This window comes from Mycobacterium deserti, from assembly GCF_025345615.1.
Classification (GTDB): Bacteria; Actinomycetota; Actinomycetes; order Mycobacteriales; family Mycobacteriaceae; genus Mycobacterium; species Mycobacterium deserti.
In genome coordinates, this window is the sequence record NZ_JAODWD010000006.1 from 295555 (window position 1) to 307573 (window position 12019).

7 protein-coding genes are annotated in these 12019 nt (G+C 66.1%); 5 read left to right on the plus strand and 2 right to left on the minus strand.

Annotated elements, in window-relative coordinates:
- Positions 1–315: 315 nt before the first annotated feature.
- From gltB to N4S67_RS24275, 3 genes are all read left to right on the plus strand, one after another.
- Positions 316–4953, plus strand: coding sequence for a glutamate synthase large subunit (gltB, locus tag N4S67_RS24265; RefSeq protein ID WP_260995584.1), 4638 nt, complete (start codon positions 316–318; stop codon positions 4951–4953).
- Entirely contained in the window at positions 4946–6412 is a 1467-nt protein-coding gene (locus N4S67_RS24270; protein ID WP_260995585.1) for a glutamate synthase subunit beta, read from the plus strand. The genes gltB and N4S67_RS24270 overlap by 8 nt, the downstream gene beginning before the upstream one ends.
- A 134-nt stretch (positions 6413–6546) precedes the next feature.
- Positions 6547–7344: a polysaccharide deacetylase family protein gene (locus tag N4S67_RS24275; RefSeq protein ID WP_260995814.1), complete on the plus strand. Its 798-nt coding sequence runs from the start codon at positions 6547–6549 to the stop codon at positions 7342–7344.
- Positions 7345–7736: 392 nt separating this feature from the next.
- Here the strand turns inward: N4S67_RS24275 and N4S67_RS24280 are convergent, their stop codons facing one another.
- A complete protein-coding gene (locus tag N4S67_RS24280; protein WP_260995586.1) occupies positions 7737–8588 on the minus strand; it encodes an LLM class F420-dependent oxidoreductase in 852 nt (283 codons plus the stop codon).
- A 46-nt stretch (positions 8589–8634) separates the two neighbouring features.
- Complete coding sequence (locus tag N4S67_RS24285; RefSeq protein ID WP_260995587.1) at positions 8635–10131, minus strand: potassium/proton antiporter; 1497 nt, start codon at positions 10129–10131, stop codon at positions 8635–8637.
- Between the two features lie 115 nt (positions 10132–10246).
- Between N4S67_RS24285 and N4S67_RS24290 the strand changes: the two genes are divergently transcribed.
- Both N4S67_RS24290 and N4S67_RS24295 read left to right on the plus strand, forming a co-directional pair.
- Complete coding sequence (locus tag N4S67_RS24290; RefSeq protein ID WP_260995815.1) at positions 10247–10918, plus strand: potassium channel family protein; 672 nt, start codon at positions 10247–10249, stop codon at positions 10916–10918.
- Between the two features lie 22 nt (positions 10919–10940).
- Positions 10941–11945, plus strand: a complete 1005-nt coding sequence (locus tag N4S67_RS24295; protein WP_260995588.1) for a PHP domain-containing protein — start codon at positions 10941–10943, stop codon at positions 11943–11945.
- Positions 11946–12019: the final 74 nt, after the last annotated feature.

The window sequence follows — 12019 nt, forward strand, 5'->3', positions numbered from 1 at the left end:
GACGGATGTGGAGTGTGATTTGTCACCCCCCGGGGCGCTGCGGCGCCGACGCTGCTGAAAAGTCCGCCGCGGCAACGTTATTCGTTCGTGACCTCGGTGTTCAGCTACTCCGGGCTCAAGGTGCCGGCCGAGTATAGTTAGGTCCAACTAAGTTGGCATGTCAGGCGGGGTTTGTCATATCGTTTTGTCCACTTGGGGCGAGTGGGTTTGGGCCGTCGTTCGACGCTGCACGAAGGCACCTCCATCGCCAAGCCGGCTAAGCCCGCCACACACGGCGGCCATGCAGCGGAAAGCTTCGCAAAAGGGTAGGTGGGAATGGCGCCCGATCGTCAGGGGGCTGCATGCTCCTCGCGTGCGCAGGGGTCTAATCGCTCCTCGCGTGCGCAGGGGCTGTACAACCCCGCGTTCGAACACGACGCATGTGGTGTTGCCATGGTGGCCGATATGCACGGCCGTCGCAGCCGCGACATCGTGGACAAGGCCATCACCGCTCTGGTGAACCTCGAGCACCGCGGCGCCCAGGGCGCCGAGCCGAACACCGGCGACGGCGCGGGCATCCTGCTGCAGGTGCCCGATGACTTCCTGCGCGCGGTGGTCGAATTCGACCTGCCCGAGTACGGCAGCTACGCCACCGGCATCGCGTTCCTGCCGCAGTCCTCGAAGGACGCCGCCACAGCCTGCGAAGCCGTCGAGAAGATCGCCGAGGCCGAGGGCCTGCACGTGCTCGGCTGGCGCGACGTGCCCACCGACGAGTCGTCCCTGGGCGCGCTGGCCCGTGACGCGATGCCCACCTTCCGGCAGGTCTTCATCGCCGGGGCGTCAGGCATGGACCTCGAGCGACGCGCGTACGTGGTGCGCAAGCGCGCCGAACACGAGCTCGGCACCAAGGGTCCAGGTCAGGACGGCCCGGGCCGCGAAACGGTCTACTTCCCAAGCCTTTCCGGTCAGACGTTCGTCTACAAGGGGATGCTGACCACCCCGCAGCTCAAGGCGTTCTACCTCGACCTGCAGGACGAGCGGCTGACCAGCGCGCTGGGCATCGTGCACTCTCGCTTCTCCACCAACACCTTCCCCTCGTGGCCGTTGGCCCACCCGTTCCGGCGCATCGCCCACAACGGCGAGATCAACACCGTCACGGGCAACGAGAACTGGATGCGGGCGCGCGAGGCGCTGATCAAGACCGAGATCTTCGGTGCCGGTCAGGACCTGGACAAGATCACCCCGGTCTGTACCCCGGGCGCGTCGGACACCGCGCGCTTCGACGAGGTCCTCGAACTGCTGCACCTCGGTGGCCGCAGCCTGCCGCACGCGGTGCTGATGATGATCCCCGAGGCGTGGGAACGCAACGAGGCGATGGATCCGGCCCAGCGGGCGTTTTACAAGTACCACGCGTCGCTGATGGAGCCGTGGGACGGCCCGGCGTCGATGACGTTCACCGACGGCACCGTGATCGGCGCCGTGCTCGACCGCAACGGACTCCGTCCGTCGCGCATCTGGGTGACCGAGGATGGCCTGGTCGTGATGGCGTCGGAGGCCGGCGTGCTCGACCTCGACCCGGCGACCGTGGTGAAGAAGATGCGGCTGCAGCCGGGCCGCATGTTCCTCGTTGACACGTCCAAGGGCCGCATCGTCGACGACGAGGAGATCAAGTCCGAACTCGCCGCCCAGCATCCGTACCAGGCATGGCTCGACGCGGGCCTGTTCCACCTCGACGAGCTGCCGCCCGGTGACTACGTGCGCATGCCGCACCACCGAGTGGTGTTGCGCCAGCAGATTTTCGGGTTCACTTACGAGGAGCTCAACCTGCTGGTGGCCCCCATGGCGCGCACCGGTGCCGAGGCGCTGGGCTCGATGGGCACCGACACCCCGATCGCCGTGCTGTCGGCGCGACCGCGGATGCTCTACGACTATTTCCAGCAGCTGTTCGCGCAGGTGACCAACCCGCCGCTGGACGCCATCCGCGAAGAAGTGGTGACCAGCCTGCAGGGCACGGTCGGCCCCGAGGGCGACCTGCTCAACCCTAACGCCGAATCGTGTCGCCAGATCGTGCTGACCCAGCCGATCCTGCGCAACGCCGAACTGTCGAAGCTGATCTGCGTCGACCCCGACCACGAGGTCCGCGGCCACAAGCACGGCATGCGCGCAGCGGTGATCCGCTGCCTGTATCCGGTCAACCGCGGCGGGCAGGGCCTCAAGGAAGCACTCGACAACGTGCGCGCCAAGGTGTCGACCGCGATCCGCGAGGGCGCGCGCATCATCGTGCTGTCCGATCGCGAGTCCAACGAGCAGATGGCGCCGATCCCGTCGCTGCTGTCGGTCTCGGCCGTGCACCACCACCTCGTCCGGGAGCGGACCCGGACCAAGGTCGGCTTGGTCGTCGAGGCGGGCGACGCCCGCGAGGTGCACCACATGGCGTGCCTGGTCGGTTTCGGTGCGGCGGCGATCAACCCGTACATGGCGTTCGAGTCGATCGAGGACATGGTCGATCGCGGCGTGATCACCGACATCAGCAGCGATACCGCCAAGGCCAACTACGTCAAGGCCGCGGGCAAGGGCGTGCTCAAGGTGATGTCGAAGATGGGCATCTCGACGCTGGCGTCCTATACCGGCGCGCAGCTGTTCCAGGCCATCGGCATCAGCCAAAAGTTGCTCGACGAGTACTTCACGGGGCTGACGTGTCCCGTCGGCGGCATCGATCTCGACGACATCGCCGACGACGTCGCGTCCCGTCACGCCCTGGCGTATCTGGACCGTCCCGACGAGTGGGCGCACCGGGAACTCGAAGTCGGCGGTGAATACCAGTGGCGCCGCGAGGGCGAGTACCACCTGTTCAACCCGGACACGGTGTTCAAACTGCAGCACTCGACGCGCACCGGCCAGTACGAGATCTTCAAGGAGTACACGCAGCTGATCGACGACCAGAGCGCGCGCATGGCGTCGCTGCGCGGTCTGCTGAAGTTCCGCGACGGGGTGCGCCCGCCGGTGCCGCTCGAGGAAGTGGAGCCGGCCAGCGAGATCGTCAAGCGGTTCTCCACCGGCGCGATGAGCTACGGCTCGATCTCCGCCGAAGCGCACGAGACGCTGGCGATTGCGATGAACCGTCTTGGCGGACGGTCGAACTCGGGAGAGGGCGGCGAGGCTGTCAGCCGCTTCGACCGCGACGAGAACGGCGACTGGCGCCGCAGCGCCATCAAGCAGGTTGCGTCGGGCAGGTTCGGCGTCACCAGCCACTATCTGACGAACTGCACCGATATTCAGATCAAGATGGCCCAGGGCGCGAAACCCGGTGAGGGTGGACAGCTTCCGGGTGGCAAGGTCTACCCGTGGGTAGCCGAAGTGCGGCACTCGACGCCCGGAGTCGGCCTGATCTCGCCGCCGCCGCACCACGACATCTACTCGATCGAGGATCTGGCGCAGCTGATCCACGACCTGAAGAACTCCAACCCGCAGGCGCGGGTGCACGTGAAGCTGGTGAGCGAGAACGGCGTCGGCACCGTCGCGGCGGGGGTGTCGAAGGCCCACGCGGACGTGGTGCTGATCTCCGGGCACGACGGCGGCACCGGTGCGACCCCGCTGACGTCGATGAAGCACGCGGGCGCACCGTGGGAGCTCGGCTTGGCCGAGACGCAGCAGACGTTGCTGCTCAACGGTCTTCGCGACCGCATCGTGGTGCAGGTCGACGGTCAGCTCAAGACCGGCCGCGACGTGGTGATCGCCGCGCTGTTGGGTGCCGAGGAGTTCGGGTTCGCCACCGCGCCGCTGGTGGTCTCGGGCTGCATCATGATGCGCGTCTGCCACCTGGACACCTGCCCCGTCGGTGTCGCGACCCAGAACCCAGTGCTGCGCAAGCGGTTCAACGGCAAGCCCGAGTTCGTTGAGAACTTCTTCGTGTTCATCGCCGAAGAAGTCCGGGAAATGATGGCGCAGTTGGGTTTCCGTACGGTCAACGAGATGGTCGGCCAGGTCGGCGCGCTGGACACCACCAAGGCGGCCGAGCACTGGAAGGCCTACAAGCTGGACCTGGCGCCGGTGCTGCACGAGCCCGAGTCGGCGTTCATGAACCAGGACCTGTACTGCAGTTCGCGGCAGGACCACGGCCTGGACAAGGCGCTGGACCAACAGCTGATCGTGATGTGCCGCGAGGCGCTGGACTCCGGCGCACCGGTGCGGTTCTCGACCACCATCGCGAACGTCAACCGCACGGTGGGCACCATGCTCGGCCACGAGGTGACCAAAGCCTATGGTGGACAGGGCCTTCCTGACGGCACCATCGACATCACGTTCGACGGATCGGCCGGTAATAGCTTCGGCGCCTTCGTACCGAAGGGCATCACGTTGCGGGTTTACGGCGACGCCAACGACTATGTCGGCAAGGGCCTTTCGGGCGGCCGGATCGTGGTGCGTCCGCCCGACAATGCACCGGCGTCCTACGTCGCCGAGGACAACATCATCGCGGGCAACGTGATCCTGTTCGGCGCGACCAGTGGTCAGGCGTTCATCCGCGGAAAGGTCGGCGAGCGGTTCGCGGTGCGCAACTCAGGTGCGCACGCGGTGGTCGAGGGTGTCGGTGACCACGGTTGTGAGTACATGACCGGTGGCCGCATCGCGATCCTCGGACCGACGGGCCGCAACTTCGCCGCGGGCATGTCCGGTGGTATCGCCTTTGTCTACGATCCGGACGGCGCACTGCCGGCCAACCTCAACGCCGAGATGGTGGAGCTGGAGGGCCTCGACGACGAGGACCTCAAGTGGTTGCAGAACATGATTCAGGCTCATGTCGACGCCACCGATTCCGCTGTCGGAGCGCGCATCCTCGATGACTGGAACAACACCGTGAAGCATTTCACCAAGGTGATGCCCCGCGACTTCAAGCGGGTATTGGCGGCCATCGCCGAAGCCGAGCGCACCGGCGAGGACGTCGACGAAGCGATCATGGCGGCCGCCCGTGGCTGATCCACGCGGTTTCCTGAAGTACACCCATCGCGAGACCCCGCCGCGGCGGCCCGTCCCGTTGCGTCTGCGCGACTGGAAAGAGGTTTACGAAGACTTTCCGCTGGAGAATCTGCGGACGCAGGCCACGCGGTGCATGGACTGCGGTATCCCGTTCTGCCACAACGGCTGTCCGCTGGGCAACCTCATCCCTGAGTGGAACGACTTGGTGCGCAGCGATCGTTGGCGCGACGCGATCGAACGGTTGCACGCCACCAACAACTTTCCGGAGTTCACCGGGCGGCTATGCCCGGCGCCGTGTGAAGGCTCCTGCGTTCTCGGCATCAACCAGGATCCGGTCACCATCAAGCAGATCGAGGTCGAGATCATCGACAAGGCCTTCGACGAAGGCTGGGTGGTGCCGCTGCCGCCCGACGTGCGTACCGGCAAGAAGGTAGCCGTCGTCGGCTCCGGTCCGGCCGGACTAGCCGCCGCGCAACAGCTGACGCGCGCCGGCCACGACGTCACGGTCTTCGAGCGTGACGATCGCATCGGCGGCCTGCTGCGCTACGGCATCCCCGAGTTCAAGATGGAGAAGCGCCACATCGACCGCCGTCTGGAGCAGATGGCGGCCGAAGGCACCGAGTTCAAGGCCGGCGTCAACGTCGGTGTCGACATCACCGCGCAACAGCTCCGCAAGGACTTCGACGCGGTAGTGCTGTCCGGTGGAGCGACGGCGCGACGCGACCTTCCGATCCCCGGCCGCGACCTCGACGGCATTCATCAGGCGATGGAGTACCTGCCCTGGGCGAACCGGGTCCAGCTCGGCGACCCGGTAGCCGACGAGAACGGCCTGCCCCCGATCCACGCCAAGGGCAAGAAGGTCATCATCATCGGCGGCGGCGACACCGGCGCCGACTGCCTGGGCACCGCACACCGCCAGGGCTGCGAAAGCGTGCACCAGTTCGAGATCATGCCGCGCCCGCCCGAGACGAGGGCCGACTCGACGCCGTGGCCGGTCTACCCGCTGATGTACCGGGTGTCCTCGGCCCATGAGGAGGGCGGCGAGCGGGTCTACTCGGTCAACACCGAGGAGTTCGTCGGCCGCGACGGCCGGGTGACCCATCTGCGCGGCCATGAGGTCGAGATGAAAGCGGGCAAGTTCGAGAAGGTCGAGGGCACCGAGTTCGAAATGGAAGCCGACCTGGTGCTGCTGGCGATGGGCTTCACCGGCCCGGAGCGCGAGGGCCTGCTGACCGAACTGGGAGTCGAGCTCAACGAGCGCGGCAACGTAACGCGCGACGGCGACTTCGCGACCACCCTGCCGGGGGTCTTCGTGGCCGGCGACATGGGTCGCGGACAGTCGCTGATCGTGTGGGCGATCGCCGAGGGCAGGGCCGCGGCGGCGGGTGTGGACCGCTACCTGATGGGCCGGACCGCACTGCCGGCGCCGATCAAGCCGACGGCCGTTCCGCAGCGATGAGCGCTTGCGCGGAGAGCATTCAGCAGCGGTAGTAAAGGGTCGTTCGGCGTGTCTGCGCCGAATCTCGGGGCAGCCATCTGAAACTGGCAACGCCCATGACTGGTCGCTACGGACGCCTGCGCGTCGGTCCCGAACTGGACCGACGTCATTTTCTCGTCGGGTTGTCGGCCCTGACGCTCGCGGGGATCGGTCTAACGCAATGTTCGTCCACGGCTCAGCCGCAGGCGGCCCAACCGACGCCTGTCGCCGCAGCGCAACCGCGCGGTGCCGGGTTGTTGCCGCCGCCTCCGCGCAGCGCGCGGGTAGCGCTGCCCGGCGGCGGCGTGCTGAGCACTCTGCCCGGCAACGGTGACCTCTTGGCGTTGACGCTCGATGACGGCGTCAGCAGCGAGGTGGTGCGGCTCTACACACAATTCGCCAAGGACACCGGCCTGCGGCTCACGTACTTCGTCAACGGGATCTACCGGTCCTGGACCGACAACCGGGACCTGTTGCGGCCGTTGGTCGACAGCGGGCAGATCCAACTCGGCAACCACACGTGGTCGCATCCGGACCTCACCACGCTGCCGCTCACCCAGGTAGCCGAGGAGTTCCGGCGTAACCACGAGTTCCTCTGGAAGGTCTACGGCGTCGACGCGCGCCCGTATTTCCGTCCGCCCTATGGACGTCACAACGCGCACGTCGACAAGCTGTCCGGCGATCTCGGCTACACCACGACCACCATGTGGTCGGGCGACCTGAAGGATCACGTGGTGATCCCGGAGGCCGAAATCGTGAAGATGGCGCACCAGTACTTCACCCCGCAGACGATTGTGATCGGCCACCTCAACCATGCCCCGGTCACCAACATCTACGGCCGGTTGGTCGAGATCATCAGGGACCGACGACTGCGAACCGTCACCCTCGACGACGTGTTCCAGACGTCAATCTGAGTCACACCAGTAACACCAGAAACATCAGATCATTGATCGGCGCGCCTAGTTCACTTTGCCAGCGCACGGGTATCTAATGACTTGATGAGGCCGCTGCGGTAATGTGTGGCCCCGATTCAGCTATCGGTACAACGCAGGAGTACTACCGTGTCCCACAACCCGATTTCACGGTCACGGGTGAGTCGAATCGCCTGGTCACTAATCCGTCATCCGATGAAGAGCCGGGAATTCCCGGCCAAGGCCGAGCGGCTGATCACCGCCGACGAGCTACTCCGCTACGGCGTCTAGCGAACGCTGACCCGCTGGTTGTGCCGGCCGAGAGCCGTTGCGATCGGCTGTTTGCCAAATCGTTATATTATCGTGACCGTGAATTGAATTTGCTGGTCAGCCGGCTATGCGTTCGGTAGCCCGGAATCTCTGATCGCTTCGGCGAGCGGTTCCAGGACCGCCGGGTCGTACGGCGGCGGTAGATACACGATCGCGAGGTCCAGCCCCTCCTTGCCCAGTGCCGCGGCCTCATCGACGACCTTTCCGTAGTCGCGCTCGGTGTCCAGGCGCACATGGGCCGACAGCATGATCTCCTTCGGATCTCGGCCGATGTCGGCGCAGTGCGACGCCAGCACGTCGCGTTTGCGTGCGAACTCCTCAGGCGGTCCGCCGACGAAGTTCCAATGCTGGGCGTAGCGCGCCGTGATCTTCAGCGTCCGCTTCTCGCCGCTGCCGCCGATGCAGATCGGCGGATGGGGCTTCTGCGGACCCTTCGGCTCGTTGCGGGCGTCTTTGAGCTGGTAGAACTTTCCATCGAACGTCGTCGTCTCCTGGCTCATCAGCCCGGTGAGCACCTCGCAGGCCTCCTCGAAGCGGTCGAAACGCTCCTTGATGGAGCCCAGTTCGATGCCGTAGGCCCCGGATTCCTCTTCATTCCAGCCCGCGCCGATGCCGAGCTCTAGCCGACCGCCCGAGACGATGTCGAGAGCCGAGGCCATATTGGCGAGCACGGCGGGATGTCGGTAGTGAATTCCGGTGACGAGCACGCCGACGCGCAGCCGCCGGGTCGCCTGCGCGAGTGCCGTCAGGGTGATCCAGCCCTCCAGGCACGGGCCGGTGGAGTCGGAGAAGATCGGATAGAAGTGGTCGAACGTCCAACCGGACTCGAAGACGTCGATGTCGTCGGCCGCCTGCCACACGGCGAGCATGTCGGACCAGGTGGTGTTCTGCGGGGAAGTCTTGAACGCGAATCTCACGTCCACCGAGCGTAGTCCTGATCGCACGCTCCGGGCGGCCGCGTGATCACTCGGCCTCGCCGTACTCGTTGAACCAGTGCGCGAGCTTGCCGCGCCTGCTCACCGCGCGCAGGCGGCGTTCGGCGGCCGCCCGCGTTCTGGTCGTCGTGACGATCAGCAGCTCATCGCCGATCGCGATGCGGGTGTCGGGCTGCGGTACGAACGTGTGGCCGTCGCGGATGATCAGCGTGATGACGCTCGGATCGGGCAGCCGCAACTCCAGGACTGTCACGTTGTGCAACCGCGACGGCGAGTGCACCGTCATCGTCAACAGTTCGGCGTCCAGGACATCGAGTGGCGCGGCCTCGACCTGGATCTCGCGCGTCGACTCCTTGGAGACGAGCCCGAGCCGGTGGGCGAGCATGCCGAGGCTGGGCCCCTGGATCAGTGTGTACACCACTACCAGGATGAACACGATGTTGAGCAGCCTCAGGCTGTCGGTGACACCTTCGACAATCGGAAAGGTCGCCAGGACGATCGGAATCGCGCCGCGCAGACCCGCCCACGAAACAAAAACCTGCTCGCGCAGGGGTATTCGAAATCCGCTCAGGCACACGAAGACCGACAGCGGACGTGCGATCAACAACAGGACCAGTCCGATGACGATGGCCGTGCCGAGCTCCGCGGCCAGGTCACTTGGATCCACCAGCAGACCGAGCAGGACGAACAAGCCGATCTGGGCGAGCCAACCGAGCCCCTCCGCAAACGAGCGCGTCGCCGAGCGGTGCGGCAGCCCGGAGTTGGCGAGCACGACGGCGGACAGATACGCGGCAAGGAAGCCGCTCGCGTGGGCGCTGCCCGCCGCGGCGAAGGCGACCATGCCCAGGCCGAACGTCGCCAGCGGGTAAAGCCCCGAGGCCGGAAGAGCGATGCGGCGCAACGCGGTTGCGCCGAGGAAGCCGCACGTCAATCCAATTGCCGCGCCGACGGCCAACTCGTAGATCAGTTCGGTGAGTGCGTGTACCGGTGACAAGTGCAGCGGCGTCACGCTGAACATCAGGACCAGGATGACGGCGGGTGCGTCGTTGAATCCGGACTCGGCTTCCAGCAGGCCCCTGACCCGCCGCGGTAGCGGAACGACCCGGAGCACCGAGAAGACCGCGGCCGCGTCGGTGGAGGACACCACGGCGCCCAGCAACAGTGCGATCTGCCAGTCGATGCCAAGAAGCAGGTGCGCTCCGGTGGCCGTCACCGCCATGCTCATCGCGATGCCGACGGTGGCCAGCATCGCCGCGGGCGCCAGTACCCGTCTCACATCCGAGAACCGCGTCGTCAAGCCGCCCTCAACGAGGATGACCGCCAACGCGACCGTGCCGAGGTGCTCGGCGAGCAGGTAGTTGTCGAAATGCAGTCCGAGCCCGTCTTCGCCGACGACGACGCCGACGGCCAGGAAGAGCAGCAGGCTCGGCAGGCCGACCCGGCTGGCGGCGCGCGTCGCGACGATGCTGGCCAGGAGCACGAGGCCACCGGCCAGCAGGACCAGATACAGCTGCTGCAGGGTCATTTCATCTGTGTTCGTATCACGGCGGAGGGGTGTGGTGGTCGGGCAGTATGAAGTGGTGTTCGGACTCAAACGGCGATCGGTCGCGTCGTCACCCCGTGGTGACGAACGGCAGATGATGCGCATCGGCATCGCCGGCGCGGGCGCGATCGGCAGGTCCGTCGCGCAGGAGCTACTCGACTACGGTCACAAAGTTCTGCTGATCGAACGCAAGCTGAGCAACTACGAACCGCACACCGTCGCCGGTGCGGACTGGTTGCTGGCCGACGCGTGCGAGATCTCCTCGCTCGAGGAGTCGGGTCTGCAGACGTGCGACGTGGTGATCGCTGCGACCGGCGACGACAAGGTGAACCTGGCGACAGCGCTGCTGGCGAAGACGGAGTTCGGAGTGCCGCGGGTGGTGGCGCGGGTCAACGAGACACGCAACGAATGGCTGTTCACCGAATCGTGGGGCGTCGATGTCGCGGTCTCCACCCCCAGCGCGATGGTCGCCGCCATCGAGGGCGCGATCGACACCGGCCACCTTGTCCGGTTGATGGGGCTGCGACAGGGCCAGGTGAGTTTGGCGAAACTGACGCTGCCGCAGGACAGTCCGTTCGTCGGTCAGCGGGTGCGTGATCTTCCACTTCCGGAGAACAGCCGGTTGGCGATCGTCATCCGATCGAGTGGGTTGTTGTTGCCGCAGCCGGACGATGTGCTCGAGGCTGGCGACGAGATGCTGTTCTTCGCCGGCGGCGCGGCCGAGAACCAGGTGCAGTCGCTGGTGCACGGCGCCTTGCGACACGAATAGTCGGTCGGGGCACACTGGAGTCATGGATCCGGTCACCGCGCTGCGTCAGATCGCGTACTACAAGGACCGGGCACGCGAGGATCCGCGGCGGGTGATGGCCTACCGCAACGCCGCCGACATCGTCGAGGCGCTGTCCGAAGCCGACCGCGAGCGGCACGGCGCTGCGAACAGTTGGCAGTCGCTTCCTGGAATCGGACCGAAGACCGCGAAGGTGATCTCGCAGGCTTGGGCTGGACAAGACCCGGACGTCTTGGTGGATTTACGTTCCACCGCAACCGATCTCGGCGGCGGCGAGATCCGCGCCGCGTTGCGGGGCGACCTGCACGTGCACTCGAACTGGTCGGACGGTTCGGCTCCGATCGAAGAAATGATGCTTGCGGCGCGCGAACTGGGCCATGAGTACTGTGCGCTGACGGATCATTCGCCGCGGCTGCGGGTCGCCAACGGGCTGTCGCCGGAGCGGCTGCGCAAACAACTCGATGTGATCGACGAACTGCGTGAGACCGTCGCGCCGATGCGCATACTGACCGGCATCGAAGTCGACATCCTGGAGGACGGTTCGCTCGACCAGGAGGACGAACTGCTCGAGCGTCTCGACGTCGTCGTGGCCAGCGTGCACTCCAAGCTCGCGATGGACGCACCGTCGATGACCCGGCGCATGCTCAAAGCCGTGGCCAACCCGCACACCGATGTCCTCGGGCACTGCACGGGGCGACTGGTCACCGGCGGGCGAGGCATGCGGCCGGAATCCACGTTCGACGCGGAAAAGGTGTTCAGCGCCTGCCGCGACAATGGGACCGCCGTCGAGATCAACTCTCGGCCCGAGCGTCGCGATCCGCCGACCCGGCTGCTGAAGCTGGCGTTCGAGATCGGGTGCCTGTTCTCGATCGACACCGATTCGCATGCGCCGGGCCAGTTGGAATTTCTTGGCTACGGCGCGCAGCGCGCGCTCGATGCGGGCGTGCCCGCCGACCGGATCGTCAACACCTGGCCGGCCGAGACGCTGCTGGAGTGGACCACGTCCTGACGGTGCCGACGATTGAAAACGGCCAGGCGGGATACATCGAGTGCAAGAGCGTGAACCCGAGGCGATGGAGTGCC